This window comes from Halobellus rufus, from assembly GCF_000739575.1.
Classification (GTDB): Archaea; Halobacteriota; Halobacteria; order Halobacteriales; family Haloferacaceae; genus Haloquadratum; species Haloquadratum rufum.
The window spans coordinates 67063-85318 of the sequence record NZ_BBJO01000039.1; the positions used below are offsets into that span (position 1 = coordinate 67063).

17 protein-coding genes and 3 pseudogenes are annotated in these 18256 nt (G+C 55.0%); 11 read left to right on the forward strand and 9 right to left on the reverse strand.

Annotated features, from left to right (window positions below):
• The first annotated feature begins 77 nt into the window (after positions 1-77).
• From ACP99_RS14930 to ACP99_RS14940, 3 genes are all read left to right on the forward strand, one after another.
• Positions 78-1412 carry an IS200/IS605 family transposase gene (locus ACP99_RS14930; protein WP_049987362.1) on the forward strand — a complete coding sequence of 445 codons (1335 nt, stop codon included), beginning with the start codon at positions 78-80 and terminating at the stop codon, positions 1410-1412.
• A gap of 405 nt (positions 1413-1817) precedes the next feature.
• On the forward strand, positions 1818-2126 hold the full coding sequence (locus ACP99_RS14935; RefSeq protein ID WP_049987363.1) for a toxin-antitoxin system TumE family protein: 309 nt from the start codon (positions 1818-1820) through the stop codon (positions 2124-2126).
• Positions 2107-2574 (forward strand): HVO_A0114 family putative DNA-binding protein, encoded by a 468-nt coding sequence (locus tag ACP99_RS14940; RefSeq protein WP_049987364.1) that lies wholly within the window; start codon positions 2107-2109, stop codon positions 2572-2574. The genes ACP99_RS14935 and ACP99_RS14940 overlap by 20 nt, the downstream gene beginning before the upstream one ends.
• Before the next feature lie 283 nt (positions 2575-2857).
• Here the strand turns inward: ACP99_RS14940 and ACP99_RS14945 are convergent, their stop codons facing one another.
• The 4 genes from ACP99_RS14945 to ACP99_RS14950 form a co-directional block, all read right to left on the reverse strand.
• On the reverse strand, positions 2858-4132 hold the full coding sequence (locus ACP99_RS14945) for an RNA-guided endonuclease InsQ/TnpB family protein (protein ID WP_049987365.1): 1275 nt from the start codon (positions 4130-4132) through the stop codon (positions 2858-2860).
• 108 nt (positions 4133-4240) lie between these two features.
• Positions 4241-4552, reverse strand: a complete 312-nt coding sequence (locus ACP99_RS20135) for a hypothetical protein (protein WP_156105758.1) — start codon at positions 4550-4552, stop codon at positions 4241-4243.
• Positions 4533-4922 (reverse strand): HNH endonuclease, encoded by a 390-nt coding sequence (locus ACP99_RS19475; RefSeq protein WP_081927505.1) that lies wholly within the window; start codon positions 4920-4922, stop codon positions 4533-4535. The genes ACP99_RS20135 and ACP99_RS19475 overlap by 20 nt, the downstream gene beginning before the upstream one ends.
• A gap of 265 nt (positions 4923-5187) precedes the next feature.
• Positions 5188-5439, reverse strand: coding sequence for a winged helix-turn-helix domain-containing protein (locus tag ACP99_RS14950; protein WP_049987366.1), 252 nt, complete (start codon positions 5437-5439; stop codon positions 5188-5190).
• A 233-nt stretch (positions 5440-5672) separates the two neighbouring features.
• On the opposite strand from ACP99_RS14950, the gene ACP99_RS14955 reads away from it, so the two are divergent.
• From ACP99_RS14955 to ACP99_RS21275, 4 genes are all read left to right on the forward strand, one after another.
• A complete protein-coding gene (locus ACP99_RS14955; protein ID WP_156105759.1) occupies positions 5673-6548 on the forward strand; it encodes a DUF7504 family protein in 876 nt (291 codons plus the stop codon).
• A 201-nt stretch (positions 6549-6749) separates the two neighbouring features.
• Positions 6750-7067, forward strand: coding sequence for a hypothetical protein (locus ACP99_RS20625; RefSeq protein ID WP_197052484.1), 318 nt, complete (start codon positions 6750-6752; stop codon positions 7065-7067).
• Positions 7060-7470, forward strand: coding sequence for a DUF7344 domain-containing protein (locus ACP99_RS14960; RefSeq protein WP_049987368.1), 411 nt, complete (start codon positions 7060-7062; stop codon positions 7468-7470). The genes ACP99_RS20625 and ACP99_RS14960 overlap by 8 nt, the downstream gene beginning before the upstream one ends.
• Positions 7471-7618: 148 nt before the next feature.
• Positions 7619-7747, forward strand: coding sequence for a hypothetical protein (locus ACP99_RS21275; protein WP_269319673.1), 129 nt, complete (start codon positions 7619-7621; stop codon positions 7745-7747).
• Here the strand turns inward: ACP99_RS21275 and ACP99_RS19480 are convergent.
• The 3 genes and pseudogenes from ACP99_RS19480 to ACP99_RS19485 all read right to left on the reverse strand — a co-directional run.
• Positions 7746-7955: pseudogene (locus ACP99_RS19480) on the reverse strand (transposase); the annotation flags it as partial. The gene ACP99_RS21275 and the pseudogene ACP99_RS19480 overlap by 2 nt on opposite strands.
• A 607-nt stretch (positions 7956-8562) precedes the next feature.
• A complete protein-coding gene (locus ACP99_RS14965; RefSeq protein WP_049987369.1) occupies positions 8563-10299 on the reverse strand; it encodes a zinc ribbon domain-containing protein in 1737 nt (578 codons plus the stop codon).
• Positions 10292-10920 (reverse strand): annotated as a pseudogene (locus ACP99_RS19485) (IS607 family transposase). Before ACP99_RS19485 ends, ACP99_RS14965 begins: the two are co-directional and overlap by 8 nt.
• Before the next feature lie 55 nt (positions 10921-10975).
• On the opposite strand from ACP99_RS19485, the pseudogene ACP99_RS19490 reads away from it, so the two are divergent.
• From ACP99_RS19490 to ACP99_RS19495, 3 genes and pseudogenes are all read left to right on the forward strand, one after another.
• Positions 10976-11452, forward strand: a pseudogene (locus ACP99_RS19490) (threonine ammonia-lyase); the annotation flags it as partial.
• A gap of 136 nt (positions 11453-11588) precedes the next feature.
• Positions 11589-12839 (forward strand): RNA-guided endonuclease InsQ/TnpB family protein, encoded by a 1251-nt coding sequence (locus ACP99_RS14970; RefSeq protein WP_049987370.1) that lies wholly within the window; start codon positions 11589-11591, stop codon positions 12837-12839.
• 95 nt (positions 12840-12934) lie between these two features.
• Entirely contained in the window at positions 12935-13312 is a 378-nt protein-coding gene (locus tag ACP99_RS19495) for a pyridoxal-phosphate dependent enzyme (RefSeq protein WP_197052485.1), read from the forward strand.
• Positions 13313-13351: 39 nt separating this feature from the next.
• On the opposite strand, the gene ACP99_RS19500 is transcribed toward ACP99_RS19495, so the two are convergent.
• A complete protein-coding gene (locus ACP99_RS19500; protein WP_081927507.1) occupies positions 13352-13795 on the reverse strand; it encodes a pyridoxamine 5'-phosphate oxidase family protein in 444 nt (147 codons plus the stop codon).
• A gap of 771 nt (positions 13796-14566) precedes the next feature.
• On the opposite strand from ACP99_RS19500, the gene ACP99_RS14980 reads away from it, so the two are divergent.
• Positions 14567-16717 (forward strand): PAS domain S-box protein, encoded by a 2151-nt coding sequence (locus ACP99_RS14980; RefSeq protein ID WP_081927508.1) that lies wholly within the window; start codon positions 14567-14569, stop codon positions 16715-16717.
• 227 nt (positions 16718-16944) lie between these two features.
• Here the strand turns inward: ACP99_RS14980 and ACP99_RS14985 are convergent, their stop codons facing one another.
• Positions 16945-18255, reverse strand: coding sequence for an RNA-guided endonuclease TnpB family protein (locus tag ACP99_RS14985; protein ID WP_049987372.1), 1311 nt, complete (start codon positions 18253-18255; stop codon positions 16945-16947).
• Between the last annotated feature and the right edge of the window lies 1 nt (position 18256).

The window sequence follows — 18256 nt, forward strand, 5'->3', positions numbered from 1 at the left end:
AACCACGAGCGATAGCCAACCTGAGTCTCCAACGCCGATCCAGACCTTTACAAACCAACACTTCGTATCCCGAGTTGATGAAGCGAGTCAACCAGTTCGATGTTCGCCCTCGCTCCGAGAAAGAGCGAGAGGTGTTCAAACGCTGGTTGGATGCTTCTGCGAGTCTCTGGAACGAGACAAACTACGCTCGCCGCCAAAATTTCCTCGAAGACGACAAGAACGTCTGGGACGCCGACACCGGCAGTCTCGAAGGCAAGTACAAGGGCGTCCTCAGCAGTAGTGTCGTCCAGCAAATCATCCGCAAAAACTCGGAAGCGTGGCGGTCGTTCTTCTCAAGTAACAAGTACCACGCCGGAAAACTCGATGAAAAACCGTCACCGCCGGGATACTGGGGCAACGAAGAAGACGGGCGCGTTCTCCGAACCTACGTGCGGAACGACCAGTACACCATCGAGTACGGAAAACGTTCCCGGCTCGAGGTCCCAATTGGCTCCGAACTCAAAGACGAACTCGGACTGAATCGGAACCAGCGCCTTCGCGTTGAAGTTGCGGGCGACCCGAAGTGGAGCGGCGAGCAGAACCGGCTTGAGATTGTGTACGACGAACTCGCTGAAACGTTCAGGGCTTTCCAACCAGTCACTGTTGATGATTCTCGACTGGATTCACCACTGGCTTCGGAAGAAGCCGCCTTGGACGTTGGCGCGAACAACCTCGTCGCCTGCACAGTATCGACCGGCTCACAACTCTTGTACGAAGGACGCAGCCTATTCGAGCAGTTCCGTGAAACCACGGAGCGCATCGCGTACTACCAGTCGCTTCTCGAAAACCAACGCGAATCCAGCAAGCGAATCGACCGCTTGTATCGAAAGCGCACGAACCGACGCGACCACGCTCAAGATTCACTCGTTCGGGAACTCGTTGAGCGCCTGTACGACGAAGGTGTCTCAACGCTGTACGTTGGCGACATCAAGGGTGTTCTCTCGACGCACTGGTCGCCGCATGTGAACGAGAAGACGCACAACTTCTGGGCTTATCGACGGTTCATCGACCGTCTCGAAGACGTGTGCGAAGAATACGGAATCACGGTCGAAGGAGAATCTGAAGCGTGGACGAGTCAGGAGTGCCCGAAGTGTGGCGAACGAGAAGAAACGATTCGACAAGAGGATTCGCTAACGTGTCCGTGCGGGTTTGAAGGACACGCCGACCTCGTGGCGAGTGAGTCGTTCCTGAGACAGCAGAACAACGCAGTAAGGCCGATGGCACGGCCCGTGTACCTCAAGTGGAACAATAACGAATGGCGGGAACACCACAACCCGCCCTCTGTTGCGGTGGAGACAACAGCCAACGAGGAATACACAGACCAGAGTACCACAACGAGTGAGAATATCGCCCTCGGGGACTCAGACGACTGAGACTCCCACGAGAGGAATCCCACGACTTTAGTCGTGGGTGGGTGTCAAAACTACTCAAGATCTCTGGAATAGTTGCCTGCGAAACAAGAGCGGCCGTTCAGAAAGCGATCTGACGCAAATTCCACTTGTTGATTCGGCCGAAACCACACATCACAGGCCAGTTAGATCCACTATAGCCTCATCTTCGCTGCTAGGAAGAAAATGTCATATCAAATATTTTCCATCACTAAACCTCGCTTCGAGACTCACATACTCGTCGTCGATAACCAGAGGGCGCGTCCGTCATCGGCTACTCGTTTGGAGTGATTAATTCGCGTAGCTGCCCCTCGGCTACGTCTCCGATCAATTCACCGTCCAACAACAAGTTTTATCTCTGTTGGGGTTGTTCCCCAACATAGGAGACCGATGCCTGCAACGGTCGTGTACCGGGAAGAAGACGAGAAACCGGACGGGAGCCGATACGAGATGGTCGCGTGGCAGGTCCCGGTGAGCGAGGACTTCCCGCAGGGGTTGAAGTACAGCTTCCAGTATATGGACGCTGACGGCGACACGCTCCTGCGGTACGACAACGCGCCCTACCACTTGGATGTCGGTCGGCATCATCGACACCCACCTGAGGGCGACATCACGAAACTGGAGTTCACAGGCCTCTCCGACCTGATCGAGGACTTCCAGAACGAGGTGACCGAAATCTATGAGCAACGAACCCACTGACACCGAACCCACCCACGACGAATTCACGCCCGACCCGGACGAGGTCGAGTACCCTTCGACGCTACGTATCACGTCACTCCCAGCGGAGCAGGCGCAGGCGGCCGCCATCGAGCGCGCCGAACAGTGGGAACAAGGCGAGGAAGTACCGCACGTCGTCAACTTCGAAGATCGTGCGCGGCTCCGCCAGCTGCTCACCGACCGGCGGATGGAGCTGCTCGAAGCGGTGATGGAGCACCCGCCCGAGAGTATCCGTGCGTTGGCCGACCGCCTCGACCGTGACGTGCACGACGTGCACGACGATCTTCACCTGCTGGCCGAGTACGACATCATCCACTTCGAAGAGGACGGCCGCGCGAAGAAGCCGTACGTTCCCTACGACACGGTCCGAATCGAGGTCGAGTTCGGCCTGCCCCGTCGTGAAGGGTCAGAGTCGGCCGCATCTGCGTAGAACGATGTCGAGAGACAGCCGAATCCCGGTGACCGAGGAGACGTTGCGGGAACTCAGAGACCTGAATGGATTTCGTCTGCCAAGTGATCTCAAAGGGATCCGCAGCAATCTCTGGAAATGCAACATCGAGTCCATCCTCAAACGTCACTCGATCGAATAGTCCCATTCTCGGCTCTCCTGATCAGTACCTTCCGTACTTTTCGCGACTGTTCTCGGCGTGTTGACATCCTCCCGCGCCTGAAGACGCGGGACTCCCACGGCACCGCACCGCTGAGTTGGGATATTAAGGTTCGCGGTTCACGACCTGTTCTCGTGGGGCGAAACGGCCCTCACTACGGTCGAACAGGTGAACCGCTGGCTGTGCCAACCAGCCGTTATCCCTATCACCGCCGTCCGTGGCGAGACTCGGGAGTACCTTTTGCCGAATATTCTCCGCACCATTCACGTCCGCATTCGCCACCGTGTCGCACTCCTCACACACGTACAGCCCGCGTTCAACGCGCTGATTGTTGTCCGTCTGACCGCACGCCGAACACGACTTCGACGTATCGTGTTCGGACACCAACTCCACGTCGATGCCCTCGGCTTCCGCCTTGTAATCAAGTAGCGTCGTGAAGCGGTCGAACGCCCACCCGTGCAAGTCTAGATTGCCGTGGTCGCCCCAATTCTGAGGTTCGCCGTTCTCGTCGTCTTCTCGGATACCGCCAAGGTCGCCAACGACAAGGGTTCCGACGCCTCGTTCCACGCACTCCTCTACGATTGCTTTCGAGAGTGCGTGCAAGAAGTGCGTCCGACGACCCGTTCGCTTTCGGTCAAGACGAGTGGCCTCTCGGGACGAGGAATCGTCGCACTTTGCTTTCTTCTTCGTGAAGTAGTATTCGTCCTCTTTGAGTGCGCCACCGGGGTACAACACCGATTCACCGCCGAACGAGACGGCGGCGAAGTTGCAAATCCCAAGGTCAACACCTGCCACCTCGTCGCCGGGCGTTTCCGGGTCGATAGTGGTTCGACAGACGAATTGTAAACGCCACTCATCGCGCTTGTAAACAGCGCGAACCTGTTGAACGTCCCACTCGGTCAGGTCAACATCCGGGCGAGTCTGGCACTCGCACAAGATGAAGTCCGAACGGTGTTTTTTGAGGTTCCGGCCTTTCGAGAGGCGGACACGGGTGAACTGTGCATCGTGCTTGAATCCAGCCGCTTTGAACGACACGGTTGAACGCGGGTGGGAATCTCCGTTTTTGCGGTAGCCGGGCGGTCGGGCACGGTCGTCGCCGTTCCGACGCTTGCCGAACCAGCCGTTGAACGCTTCAGCGAGTTCTTCGAGAACGCGCTGACTGGATTGAGAATGTAAGTCCGTGTAGCGTTCGTGGCCTTTCAGTTCGGCTTTGAGTTCCCCGTCATCGGGAATCTCGCCCGTTTCGTCCCACTGTTCTTGTGTGTAGTAGCGACCAACGTTCCAGAGTTTTGAGGCGGCCCATCCGAGTTGGTCGAGGTCGTTACGAACCTGTCGCTGGTTCGTAATCGTGGCCTCGAAGGTTCGGACGGTTCGACTCATTTTCTGGCTTCATAACTGGTTATGAATGCTGTTTTGTTAATAGTGTCGGTTGGCGTGGAACATCCGGCCTTGCCATCGAAGTGTGGCTGGTGTAGAATATTGTCGGATTCATCCTGCGCCTAAAGGCGCAGGTATTCTCCTTGAGTCTGTATAAGGATTTTCAGCTTCACAGTCGGGACAGACGAACAGATCGCTCTCGGGTTCGCGGCCGTGCTTTTCTTCAAATCGGTCACGCGCGGCCGCTTGGTCTCTGAACAATCTGATCATATCCACCGCTATCCACTCTTCGCTGGTCTCACCACAGATATAGCAGGTCAGCGGCGTCTCGGTTGTCAATTTCGTCTTTGATCTGATTTGTGTGCTTGAGGGAACGTCGATATGATCGGTCTCGTGTGTATCCTCACGGACCACGTTCATCATCAGCGTCGAAGTATCGCGTTCCGCGTGGCGGTTCACCGTCATCACCAAAGCGACGTTCGGCTTCCTCCCGCGTGAGTTGTGGACCCGTATACGGTCGTTCGGTGAACTGATTCCAGTAGTTCCGAGCCTCCAGAGGCAACTGTCGATGCCACTTTCGGTAGGGCGGCTTGTCCGAACGATGGATATAGATATGACAGCTTTGACAGACAGGAATGACGTTTTCGAGGCGATTATCTGATTCATCACCGTTCACGTGATGCGTCGAGAGTCCCTGGCGGCGGTCGTACCCATCCGATGGCGAGCGACCACAGAGCAGACACGCGTTGCCGTATTCGTCGATGACTTTCTGTCGAAAGCTTCGATCTGTCATCACCGAAATATGGCATAGAGTGGAGTTATTTGCACTTCCTGCACGGCACTGCCGTCCGGTGTTTGCTGTCTGTAGCCCTAGACAACGGTGTTTCTGCACGTCTCGCACAGCTCAAGCCCCAACGTGCGCAAAAACATCCGACCGAGAGATCGTTCCAGTGACTCTGGTGTCTCCTTGTGGCTTGCAGGAAGTGCAAATAATACGGTATCGCGTCTAGCAACTCGTATGCGATCGATATCCAGTCTCTGTTTCAGGAAGAGAGTACCTACGACTCCGGTATCACCTCGTCTTCGAAGGCTTTCACGAGATACTGGCCGTTCTCCGAAAGCTGGTAGATTTTCTTCCCGTCGCGTTCGGCGGCGATTTCGATCATTCCCGCATCCCGGAGTTCGCGCAAGTGTGTGTAGATATACCCGTGGCTGAGATCTAACTCGGCTGCGAGCGCGTAGCCGTGCAGCGGTTCCGTTCGCAGTTGCCGTAAGATTCGCAACTTGGTGTCGCTGATCAATCCGCCCATCACACGGCAGGTTCGGACCCATCAGGGGAAACATATATAATAGAAGATGCTGACCGCTCAGTAGAAACAAACAAGTCAACGAATCAAGTAGAGTGATGTATACCAGCGCCGATCCGATGTCAGTGTGTCTATCTGGCCGGCGCCTTCGGCACTTGATCAGACACTCCCACCAGAGATAGACGATGGATTCACAACCTGTGCCTGTTCTTAGCCCCTCCGGACGAGACGCCCCGTTGAGTACTCGAGTCACGACGACGGTTGCGTGGCTCGAGGGAGTCGACCAGCGTGTGCTCACACCGCTGCAGGACGTCATCGATGTCGATGCGCTGCAGGAACTGCTCGCCGATCCGGAACGACCCTCGGTGACAGCGGGCTTCGAATACGAGGGATATCGTATCGATTTCGGCAGTGACGGGACAATCACCATCGACGGAACGCCGACGTCGACTGATGGAACGGTTGCCCCCGGAACGAGCATCCTGTGTGTCCGATCCGCAGACGAGAGCGCTGAGCACATCGCGTGGCCGACGTATACGGTCGCTGGTCCCGCCGATCATCGCGCGTGGCTGGAGGTGCTTGCAATGGATGCGGGGACCGCCGATGAATCAGGATCGGAGCCGGGGGCAGAACCGATATTGGAACCGAACCCGGAATCAGAACTGGACCGTACAGCGGCTGGCAGACGACGAACGATCGTCGTCTGTGGAGCGAGTGATGAGTTTGGACAACTCGGCGCCCAGCACAGACTCGGACGTGACTCTGATCACGATCACTCGCTGACCGAAGCACAGATCGTGAGCATCCCCGACTGTGGGGACCTCTCGACGCTCGGCCAGCGAGTGAACGACCAACTGGCCGTCTGGGAGCAGATCGGCGCGAATTCGGTCGTACGGATCCACTCGCTTGCGCCGTTTCTCGATGCGACAGCACGTTCCCAGCTGTTTCAGTTTTTCCACCTGCTCATCGGCCGGGTTGCTGGCACTGACACACTCTTGCAGGTGCAGTGTGATGCATCGGTCGTTGCTGAGCGGACGATTACTACTCTTGATCCGCTGTTCGATGTCGTGATCGAGTTCGATGCGGACGGACGGGTTTCAATCTCAGTGTGAATGCTCAATTGAGCTCCTCCCGCGCCTAACAGTTGTGTGATAAAGATACGAGCGCATACCTCCCGTCTTTAGGCGCGGGAGGAGGTCAATGTCTTGTGGCCCGGTCAACGAGGCCCCATCCGTAGCCGGGTCATCGCCGTATGGATTGATTTGTATCACCCGATGGAGGTGAGGGCTGGGTGAAATCCCGGCCTGCCACCGATGAATTCCCCACGAGACACATCCACGCTCATCGTGGATCTCGAAGCGTTGTATCGTCTACTCACTCACCAAGATCGTCACTGCGACACCCACGGCCACGAGAATCCCGCCGCAGCACAGCCGTTCAGCCTGGAGCTTCGGTTCACGGTCCAGCGGGAGTCACGTCGTCGCTACCGATTCGAACCACGGCATACCGGCCCCGGGTGGTGGCGCTTCGAAGACGAATGGACCGGCTGTCAGTGGCGTCCTGTCGGCCGTGAAGTGCTCGCCGAGGTCGAACTCCAGATCACGGCTCAGGGGGCGAACCATAATGAGTGATGAGCCATATGATGGTCCCGGGAACCCGGAGGATCTCCCACTGTATCGCGACAATGACGTCTTCCATCTGCTCAGCCAGCATCGAAAGCGTGCGGTCATCCTCACACTCGCGATGGCTCCGTGGGGACGGGTTCACCTCCGCCAGCTCGCGGAAGTGCTCGCTCTCCTCGAAGCCGATGCCGAAGGCAACACCGTCTCGACACGCCAGGTGACGAACACCCGGACGAACCTCAAACGCTCACATCTGCCTGCCCTCCTCGAAGCCGGGATCATCGAGTGGGAAAGTTCCGCGCAAGAGCTGCTCGTTCCCGGCCCCGGCTTCGATGGGGCACTGCAAACACTCCGTGTGGGTAGCTACTCACTCGCCCACGAGCCTACCGAATCGTCAGTCACCCACGACTGAAGTCGTCGGTCGATGACCGTTCCCCACTTGCTTCCCATCCCGGACGGGGTGTCGGGGACGGAAGTTCGTCAACCACAGCTCGAAGTTCGTCCGCTGTCGTCCACGGGAAGCACCGATCATAGAGTTCGAATTTGCGGAACTTGTTGAGATGGACCCAACTGTACGTTGCTGGCTCTTCACCCGCATCTGCCCGGTCGTCGATCACATCCCACACCTCCTGTTCGTCGATGTCGAGACCGCTCTCTTGGGTGCGATCAACGAGCGACTCAACCTTTGATGTGCTTCGCTAAGGAGTGGAAGAAGTGGGTGCGGCGCTCCGACCACTTCGCGTGTAACCGAGTAGCCCGTTCGCCACCTGAGTCGTCACATTTGGCGATTTCTTTCTGGAAGTAGTAGCCATCCTGTTTCAAGCGGTTGCCGGGATACAGGTCGGCTTCCTCGGTGCTGTAGGCGCCCGCCCTGAAGTGCTCGCCGAGGTCGGATCCCAGATCACAGCTTAGGGGGCTGACCGTAATGAGTGAGATGATGGTCTTTTTGTGTTGACAACAAAGAGCGATGAATGGTACGTAGGAGAGGAAGGGTGCTCTGACCTACCTTCTCCTCTCCTGTGTGCCGATCTCGCAATCGGCAGTGAGCGTTTGTTTCGCAAGGATTTGAGTGCTTTGTGATCGCATTTGTATATCTTCTGAGGAGTCGGACAGCTATTGCTGTCAGCTTCTGCCCCGAGGTCAAACCTCGAGGCATCCGAGTTCACTCGGCTGTGAAAAGACATATGTGCTTGAATTGAATACTTTGGTGAGGAACAGGGATTCGATAGTTGACCGGATGGCAAACCAGCAGCATCATCCCTGTTCCTCGACTAATACCGCCCGTTCGTCCTGAAGAGCGTTCTGTCGTTTCAACGTCATTATATGGATTCCACTGAAGGGTAAAATATGGCCCAAGAATTCGAACCAGTGGAATCACCGGATGAGACCACGCTTTTCCCGTATCACGAGCTCACGCCACCGACACCCGCAGACGTGTATCGGGCACGCCGAGTCGTCTCTGAGTACCTTCCGCGGACGCCGCTCGTGCGGAGTGAGACCGTTCCTATTTTCGGCAGTAAACAGCAGTCTCTCTCGTGAATTGAGAGGTGCTGTGTGTCGCTGGTCTTGACACTGAATCGTTGTTACTGCTATTGTTTTTCGTCTCTATCGGGGTGACAGCGGGCGCTATGAAGCACGACCCGCCACCAGCAGCCACCGCTTTCGACTGTCCAGTAAACGCAACAGGCGCTTCACCGAACACGAGACGCGTGCCAGCGGAACGGCTTGCTAGCACGATTTCAGAACCCCCGGTATACGAGGACGTGAAACCGTGGTCTAGCGACGCCGTCTCGCTGAAGAACACACGAGCCACGTTGACTGCACCAACATAGTCCCGATCGGCTTGAAACTCACACCGAGCGTTGTCACAACGGAAGTGACCACCATGCCATACTTCGTGGAAGTGGTCTGGGGACTTCGTGGTGTGGCCCGTGGAACCGCACCGTGGACACGACTGAGACGTGTTACCCGGATGCACTTTCTCCACGTGCAGTCCGGCGATGTCCGCTCGATACTCGATTTTCGAGATAATCTCTCGGCGTGCCCAAGACGACAATTCCCACGAGAGTTGGCCTTCCCCACGAGGCGGTGACAGACTCCGCAAGTCTTCGTGAACAATTGCATCCACGTCATACACCAACGCGAGTGCAAAGACTTGGTTGGCTACATCGTGAACGAGTTGTTCGCGCTTGTGCCGAATCTTGTTGTTGACTCGCTCGTACTCTGCCTGAACGTGCCTGAACGAATCCGTGTGGTCACGCCCTTCTCGGCGTAGATATGCTAACTTGGAGTTGAGTTGATTGCGTTCCCGATCAAGCCGTTTCATCCGTTCGCGCTCTGTATTCTGGATGAAGTACGGGACAGAGAGTTGTTCTCCATTCTTGTTCACAACAACGGCGGTAGCGTCTTTACGGATCCCACCGTCAATTGCTAAAACGGTTTCAACGTCGCCTGATTTCTCTTGGTGTTCAACTTCGAGGGGGAACGAGAGCTCGTAGTAGTTGTCTCCGGTTTTCGTCTGTGTCGGGTGGAAGGAGGGTGCGGAGAGACTGCCGTGTTCGAGGAGTTTCTGGAACGCTTCGTAACCTTCCAGTTCGTGTTCTGTCCACGTCCAACCACCACGAGTCTCAGGTTCGAGCGTATCGGGCGTTTTGAGTTTGACCGTGAGTGTCTGCGTGTCTTCGTCGTACTCGTATTTGACCGCCTGCCCGCTCGTCGGGCCGTCGTCTGCGGAGTACGGAAGAACGCCTTTTGAGTACGATGGACAGTCCTGCATCTCAAAGTACGACTCAGGGAATCGACCGTGTTTGTCGTAGTGGGAATTGAGTTGCCCGATGAGCAGGTCAACGTACCCAGATTTGATGTATTCCTCTGCGTTCCACAGCTGTTCTTTGATTCGCCGGGTATGGATGCGGCGAATTTTGTGGTCAGGGAGGACACCTTGGATTGACTGGAAGGCTTCACGTTTGTCGGCGTGACTGCGGAGTGTCTCACCGACTTTCTGCATCACACAGCGTTTGTACCGTGACGGGAGGTACAGATCAACGTCAGCGAACGCTTCGCCCTCGTCGAAGTATTTCCACGCTTGATACGAGTAATCGGCAACCCCGGTGAGGTGTTCGGGCGTCCAGTATCGCTGGATAAGCGTATTTGCTACGCTCTTCGTGAGTGTGTCTAATCGAGCGTGGCGCTCTTTCTCTTCGAACGGGAGTCGGATCGGGAGTGCGAGGTGACTACTCATTGGTTTCCACCTCCGCTTCCACGGTTTCGACTATCCGCTTGCGTTTTGAGGAGCGCATCCCGTACAGTTTGCCTGCGAAACTGGCAACGAGTTGTAGGAGGTCGTCAACGAGTTCTTCGTGTGCAGTCTTATCAGTTTCATCGTTAATGACCGTGATTTTGACGCCGTACTGGTCGAGGAGGCGTTCAAGGTAGGAGAATCCGAATCGGGTTAGGCGGTCTTGATAGGTAACGAGGACGCGTCCGTAGTCGGCGTTCTCAGCATCGTCTAAGAGTTTGTTCAGTCCACGACGGTTCTCGTTGAGACCACTCCCTACGTCGGAGTATTTGTTTCAATACTCCAACCATGGTTGTGTACGTACTCAGTGAGCGATTCGAGTTGTCGGTCGAGGTCGCCATCTTGTTTCTGAGCGTGGCCTGAAACACGCCCGTAAATGGCGACTTTATCGCTTCTCCGCGACGGTTTTCCTGTGAGTCGTTGAAGTTCGGTGTGTGGAATCCGTCGGTGTCCACCAGGGGTTCGAGAATACTGGATTTGGTCTTCACGACACCACTTTTTCACGGTTTCACGGTGGACTCCAAGTTCGTCTGCGAACTCTCCGACGGAGTACACCTTTGTCATTACTACTATTTACTGCTTTTCGCTGCTTAACAATTCTGATTTTTGTAACAGTCACGAAACCCTCTCTGCGGAGCTCGATGCTGATATTTACATCAAACGCGAAGATACGCTTCCGACGGGTGCGTTCAAAGTTCGTGGTGGTGTCACGCTAGTCTCCCAGCTCGATGAGCGCTTTCGGGACCCGGGATTGATCGCAGCGAGTACAGGTAATCACGGCCAATCAATTGCGTACGCCGGCCGCGAATTTGACGTCCCAGTCACGATTGTCGTACCAGAAGAAGCGAATCCATCGAAAGTGACAGCGATGGAACGTCTCGGTGCGACCGTCGTATTCCACGGCTCAGACTTTGATACAGCCCGTGAACACGCCGAGGAGCTGGCTGCAGAGGAGGGATATCGATACGTGCATTCAGCGAACGAACCCGCGCTCGTCGCCGGTGTGGGAACGGCAGGGCTCGAAGTTGTGGAAGATCTTCCCGACATCGATTATCTTGTCTGCCCAATCGGGGGTGGGTCGAGTGCTGCGGGCTATCTTTCTTCGAGGAGAGAATCTCGCCGTTTACGGTGGGAGTGAATCCGACAACTCCTGCACAACCCACAGTCGATGGCTGCCCGGATATTCAACGCTAATCCGACTCATTAAGTAGTATTGTTTACATACGCTATGTATGGCGATTGAGGTCACACGCACCTACGTTGGTTCCATTCAGAATCACCGACAGGTCTGCGATGGCCTCGACTCGCTTGGCGATTCCGCCTCAACCATCTGGAACGTCGCACGATGGACAGCCGACCGCATCTGGGATGAGACCGGCAAAATCCCAGACGGGGGCGTGCTGAAATCGTATATGAAGAACCAGTCGTGCTGGAAAGACCTGAACGCACAATCCAGTCAGAAAGTCATTGAAGAACTTTCCGACGCTTTCCACTCGTGGTTCGACCTGCGACACAAAGACGACAAGGCAAATCCGCCCGGCTACCGAAAACACGGGGACAGACGACCCAAGAGTACGGTCACGTTCAAAGAAGACGGGTTCAAACACGACCCCGAGAACAACCGCGTCCGACTCAGCAAGGGCTCGAATCTCAAAGAGTATTGGTCTGATTTCCTGCTCTGTGAGTATCAGACTCGCCCCGACGTTGACCTCTCGGGAGTCAACAGCGTACAGAACGTCCGCACCGTTTGGACTGGTGAGGAGTGGGAACTGCACTTCGTCTGCAAGGTCAGTCTCGAAACGAACGACTCAGCGGGCGACGGCGTGGCAGGCATCGACCTTGGCATTAAGAACATCGCCACGGTCGCCTTCCCCGACGAGTACGTCCTATATCCCGGCAACTCGCTCAAACAGGACAAGCACTACTTCAAGCGTACAGAGTACGGTACCGAGGGTGAGGATGGCCCATCCGAGAAATCGAAGTGGGCACGTCGAAAACTCGCAGAGCGCGAAACCCACTTTTACCACACGCTTACGGACTCCATCATCACGGAGTGTGTTGAGCGTGGTGTTGGAACGCTCGCGGTGAGCTGGCCTGAAGACGTGCGCGAGTCCGACTGGGGGAAGACCAACAACAAGAAGTTGCACTCGTGGGCGTTTGATCGTCTCTACCAGTATCTCGAATACAAGGGCGAGATCCGTGGTGTCGAGGTACTGAAAAAGAACGAGTGGAACACCTCGAAGACGTGTTCGGCGTGTGGCGACGACACGAAGTCAAACCGGAAACACCGTGGCCTGTACGTCTGCTCATCGTGCGAGTTGGTAGCCAATGCGGATTGCAACGGGGCGGAGAATATGCGACAGAAGATAACTCCGAGTCCTCACGGGGAGGATAGGAGTAACGGCTGTGTGGCACAGCCATCGACATACTTGTTCGACCGCGAGAGCGGGACGTTTCACTCGAGAGAACAGGCCGTGTCGTAAACCAGCAAATATCCCACCTGCGGTACGGGAAGCCTCGTCGTTTACGACGAGGAGGATGTCACTGTCTCACTGTTGGTGAGCTTACAGATGCAACGGTGATCGGTGTCCAATCCGAAGCCGCGCCCGCGCTCCATACCGCCTGGAGTGAAGGTCATCTGAAGGCACACGACCGAATGGAGACGTTCGCCGAGGGTGTCGCAACACGCGTTCCCTTCGCGCTCACGATGGGTCTCTTGCGTGAGCGACTCGATGAGTTCCACCTCGTCAGCGAAGATACAATCCGAGATGGAATTCGTGAGTTGCTCGTTTCGGAGTCTATCGTTGCGGAGGGAGCCAGCGCAACGAGTCTGGCCGCGCTTCGGGAGACGCGCGAGCGGATTCGTGGGAAAACTGTCGTCTTCCCGATCTCCGGTCGAAACATCGATACCGCTCATCTCCACGACGTCCTCGAGGGGAGGGATAGCTCAGAGTAATCGGAAATCGAAGCCTATTGTATATCGGATGTAGTATCGTTATCGCTTGGTTGATGCGGGAGTGAATGCGTTAAACGACCGGCCAGTGATTGTGTCCGGAGTCAATTGATAGTAATCCATCGTCAGATCTTGGAGGGCCGTTTCCGGGTATACGTTCAGGGTAGGGATAGAGGCGTTTTCCGCAATCGAAGTGGTTGCGCGTATCTCTTCGTCGTCGGGGACCGGATCAACAGCTCCCTGTACGAGGACACTCTTGGCTGGCTCCTCACTGTAGACTGTAAGGGTTGCTGTCTCTGTTGTTTCGAGAAAATCCATTTTCTTGGAATCTGCTGTACTGGCAAACTGAAAGTACAATCTGTTACCGTCATACCCAAACGACTCCGGAATTGAGTAGGCCTCTTCCCCGTCGGTAAGCGCTAATACTCCAGATCCCGATTCTCGTAGCAATGTATCGATTTCGTCTCTCGTTAAATCTGCAGTCATTTAATTTCCAATGTCACCACTCAACAATAACAGTGGCTGTGTGGGTATCGTATACGATTTACCAACCATACTATTCTCGTTCATTTCCGTGAGTCAGCTGAGAAAATCAGCGTGCCCCTAACTGAACGGATTAGTCAAAGGGAGATTGGGTGGATGGAGAAGATCGTCTGGACCGACTATCCACTCGTCTGTTAGCAACGATGGGTTGAAATTGTTATGAATCAACAGGAATTATTAGTTCCTGTTTCCGAGTAAACTTCCACGGGAAATGAAGGGGGTTGGGCACGTGTACCACGTTAGAGAATTCCCTATCTCTCACTGCCCGTCGAAAGATCTCCGATCCTCGATCAAATGGACATATGTTTATTGCATTACGAGCCAGATTCTATGGTATCTGTGGGGATTGAAAACTGGTACCTCGTCGCAACAGGCGATACGTCGAAGACAAAACTGCACAAACCACTATCGGAGTCAAAACCACACACACCTGCGTGCAAACCTACTGCTGAATATCGACGTGTCTCCGAAAGTGTTGGGAAACGCATTATCGGTGTCGCAGATTCTGCAGATGAGGAAGAGTGGAAATGCCTTCGCTGCTTCTTCAAAGACGAGATCTCGTATGGTAAGTCAATCGAGTAGCGAGAACAACACTCGACACCGATCGGTACGAGTAACACCATACCAGTCCTGCTCGAATCCCATACAAGAGTGATAACTCATCTATGACACAGAATTAATAAGGCCAATAACACTTCAGATAACATCACAAGTATGGACGACTGGGATCGCCGGACTACCACAACAGTACCGCCTGATTCGAAACCCATCGAAATTATGCATATCGACGACGATCCCAGTATCGCCGACCTCGTCGCAACCGTTCTCGAACGAGAACACGACTCATTCAACATACATAGCAAGACGGATCCAGAAGAGGCACTCGAGGTACTCACCGAGGGTGAAATCACCGTCGATTGTATCGTCTGCGATTACGATATGCCTGGATTAGACGGTCTCAGCGTGTTAGAGCGCGTTCGTGAAACGTATCCTGACCTCCCATTTATTCTCTTTACAGGCAAGGGCAGCGAAGAAATCGCCAGTGAGGCGATCTCCGCGGGCGTTACTGATTACCTTCAAAAGACCGGGGGAACCGACCAATACAGTGTACTTGCCAATCGAATCCAGAATGCCGTCGAAGGCTACTGGGCGCAACGGTATATGGACCGCGGGTTCGAGGCCATCGAAACCGCACAAGATGGAATCAGCATCCTTAGTGAGACTGGAGAGATCGAGTATGCAAACGCCGCCTGGGCTGACTTACTCGGCTATGACCGTGAGGAACTCATTGGTCTACACTGGGAGACACTCTATCACGAGGAGGACGTTCCATTTGTCTATGACAATCTGCTTCCAGAAGCACACGATGATCAGTGGCACGGGACCACGACATTCGTTCGGAAGGACAACGAAGAAATTGAGGTCAAACACACGCTCTCGTACACGGATGATGGATCGCTCATTTGTACGATCACCCCGATAGCAGACACTCCTGCAGACACATCGAGTCTGTCGGCCAAAGAGCAAGCGATCAATGAAGCGCCGGTAGGCATCGTCTTGACGGATCCACACCAAGAGGACAACCCGATAATTTTCGCAAACGACGAATTCACCACCCTCACTGGCTATGAACGACACGAAGCCATCGGTCGGAACTGTCGGTTCCTCCAGGGAGCACAGACTGCAAAAGAGCCGGTTGCAAAACTCCGCTCTGCAATCGAAAACCACGACTCAGCGACTGTTGAGTTACGAAATTACCGAAAAGACGGCACCGAATTCTGGAACCGCGTCCGTATTGCTCCACTGTTCGACGACAGCGGTGAGCTCAACCTATTTGTCGGGTTCCAAGATGACGTCACGAACCATAAACAGTACGAACAGCAGTTACAGGCTCAAACCACACAACTGGAAGCTCTCTTTGATTACTCGCCGGATATGATCGTCGTCCACGACATTGACGGTGTCATTCGAGACGTGAACAAGCGGTTGTGTGAGGAGCTCGGATACACAGAAGAGGAACTCCACAGTCAGCACATCTGGGATATCGACGTGGCAGCAGACCCCGATCACGCGACGTCGTTTTGGGATGATCTCACAGTGAACACGCCACGACGCTTCGAGGGGAAGCTCAAACGAGCCGATGGATCTACGTTCCCCATCGAAATCAATCTGATCCGGCTCAATTTCGATGGGAAAGATTGGTTTGTGGCGATGCAACGCGATATCAGCGAGCAAAAACAACGGGAGCAAGAGCTTATCCAGCAGAACGAGCGATTGGAACGGTTCACGAGCGTCGTAAGTCACGACCTGCGGAATCCGTTACAAATTGCAGACGGGTATGTCGACTTACTCCGAGAAGACTACAACAGCGCCCACCTCGACAAAATCGAGGATGCATTAGCTAAAATGGACGGGTTGATCGAGGACTTGTTGGCACTGGCGTATGCCGGTGAAGAGGCAATAGAACTCGAAGCAGTCTCAATAGCGAAGCTTGCTCGGAGCTGTTGGGAAGATCTGGCGACGGCAGATGCAACACTCTCGATAGAGACCGAACAGACGGTGCGTGCAGATCGCGATCAACTCCAGCAACTTCTCTCGAACCTCTTGCAAAACGCCATCGAACACGGCGGTCCAAATGTAACAGTAACGATCGGTGAAACGGACACGGGGTTCTATATTGCCGACGATGGAACAGGACTCCCCGACGAAGGAACGAACAAAGTGTTCGAATCAGGGTATACAACTGCTGATGATGGAACCGGGTTTGGACTCAGTATCGTAGAGGAAATTGGGGATCGCCATAACTGGGACATCACAGCCACAAACGAACGTGGCGGTGCTCGTTTCGAGATCAACATTCCCTGAGAGTGCCAAAGCCATACTTTGGAAGCGACGATTTCATCACCGTGAGGTCACGTTGTACTGCTCCCGAATACCTTGTTCAAAATTGGCGTAATAATTACGAATCCGATGAAGATTGCAATAACGTAGGAGAGAAATTCACTACCAATCGTGAATGGGCCAGCAATATCGCCAGTGTGACATCCTCCTCGCCGTAAACGGCGAGGCTTCCCACGCATGGGGAATACCAGTCAGTCGTCGTCCCCAGAACCGGAGGTTCTGGTGGGCTCACGAGACTTTGTCTCGTGAACGCTGGCAGAGGGTTTCGACTCTTCGTAGGCCGTGAGCGTCATCTGCGCTGGTACGCTCTTCTCACGGTGAGTCGTGGCGGTGTCACAACCGCTCCCATCCCGAGGCGAGTCATCGCGTTCCGCCTTGTCAAGCGGGACGCTCTCTCCCCACGGGTCAACCCGTCGTGCGATATTCGCAGAAGCGTTGATGTCGGCCTGAAACGTCGAAACGTGGCAGTCGTCGTGTGGACACCGGAACTCGGCTTGTGAATCCCGCCGACCGATACGCTGACACGAGTGGCACGTCTGCGAGGTGTACGCTGGATTCACGTACTCGACAGGAATGCCTGCTTCTCTCGCCTTGTCCTCGATGCGCCCTTGCAGTCGGGCGAACGCCCACGAGTGCAATCGACGATTCATATACTTCCCGTAGTCGAGACGCTCACGAATGAACGTCAAATCCTCCATCACCAACACCGGATTCTCATACTGTTTCGCGTACTCGACGGCCTGTCGAGACGCCTTTTCTACGATGTTGGTGAGTGCGTTCTGATAATGCGAGAAGCGGTCTTCAATCCGCCACTCGGATGCGTCACGCTCTTGGAGTCGTTTCAAGGTGGTGTGCATCTCTTTGCGGAGATGCTTCGCGCTGCTTCCGCTACACACGAACGGGTCAGTCGGAGAACCGTCCTTGAGGGCACAGCCCGTGATGAGGGCGGTTTCTCCGATATCTAAGCCGATGTGCGTGGCGTCACCGTCAGTCGTTGGTTCTTCGACCGAGTACTCGACGGTGACGTGCAATACCCAGTTCTTTCGGTGTTGTTGAAGCCGTATCTCGCCTGCGTTTGCGTCTTCCGATACGAGGTCGTGCCAGAGGTATTCCTGTTCGGGGTTGATGCGGAGCGGTATCCAGAAGTTCGTTCCCCGACCAGGACGCGGCACCCACCACGTGAACCCATAGTCACGTTCTTCGGAATGGTCGAACTTTGCAGCCTGATTCGTGAGCCGTATGGGATGACCGTCGTCCAACTCCTTGGCGTTGTACGTCGTGCGGAGTTTCGGGACGTAGTTGCAGAGGGCGGCCTTCGCCTGATACGGCAGGTCGTAAGGCGTCACGATGTCGCTGACTGCCGACATCGTACTCGCCCCGGCGTCGAACGCCTCTTGCAGACCGTCACGGTAGGTGTCGAGCAGGTCGTTGAGTTTCGACTGCTTGTGCGCGGTGGGTGGCGCGAACGTCGCCTGCAACGTCTTCGTGACGGTCGTGGACATC

Excerpts from the sequence above, each read along its gene's own strand:
- ACP99_RS14930 (WP_049987362.1), top strand. The coding sequence starts at position 78 with ATGAAGCGAGTCAACCAGTTCGATGTTCGCCCTCGCTCCGAGAAAGAG.
- ACP99_RS14935 (WP_049987363.1), top strand. The coding sequence starts at position 1,818 with ATGCCTGCAACGGTCGTGTACCGGGAAGAAGACGAGAAACCGGACGGG.
- ACP99_RS14940 (WP_049987364.1), top strand. The coding sequence starts at position 2,107 with ATGAGCAACGAACCCACTGACACCGAACCCACCCACGACGAATTCACG.
- ACP99_RS14945 (WP_049987365.1), bottom strand. The coding sequence starts at position 4,132 with ATGAGTCGAACCGTCCGAACCTTCGAGGCCACGATTACGAACCAGCGA.
- ACP99_RS20135 (WP_156105758.1), bottom strand. The coding sequence starts at position 4,552 with ATGATGAACGTGGTCCGTGAGGATACACACGAGACCGATCATATCGAC.
- ACP99_RS19475 (WP_081927505.1), bottom strand. The coding sequence starts at position 4,922 with ATGACAGATCGAAGCTTTCGACAGAAAGTCATCGACGAATACGGCAAC.
- ACP99_RS14950 (WP_049987366.1), bottom strand. The coding sequence starts at position 5,439 with ATGGGCGGATTGATCAGCGACACCAAGTTGCGAATCTTACGGCAACTG.
- ACP99_RS20625 (WP_197052484.1), top strand. The coding sequence starts at position 6,750 with ATGAATTCCCCACGAGACACATCCACGCTCATCGTGGATCTCGAAGCG.
- ACP99_RS14960 (WP_049987368.1), top strand. The coding sequence starts at position 7,060 with ATGAGTGATGAGCCATATGATGGTCCCGGGAACCCGGAGGATCTCCCA.
- ACP99_RS21275 (WP_269319673.1), top strand. The coding sequence starts at position 7,619 with ATGGACCCAACTGTACGTTGCTGGCTCTTCACCCGCATCTGCCCGGTC.
- ACP99_RS14965 (WP_049987369.1), bottom strand. The coding sequence starts at position 10,299 with ATGAGTAGTCACCTCGCACTCCCGATCCGACTCCCGTTCGAAGAGAAA.
- ACP99_RS14970 (WP_049987370.1), top strand. The coding sequence starts at position 11,589 with ATGGCGATTGAGGTCACACGCACCTACGTTGGTTCCATTCAGAATCAC.
- ACP99_RS19500 (WP_081927507.1), bottom strand. The coding sequence starts at position 13,795 with ATGACTGCAGATTTAACGAGAGACGAAATCGATACATTGCTACGAGAA.
- ACP99_RS14980 (WP_081927508.1), top strand. The coding sequence starts at position 14,567 with ATGGACGACTGGGATCGCCGGACTACCACAACAGTACCGCCTGATTCG.
- ACP99_RS14985 (WP_049987372.1), bottom strand. The coding sequence starts at position 18,255 with ATGTCCACGACCGTCACGAAGACGTTGCAGGCGACGTTCGCGCCACCC.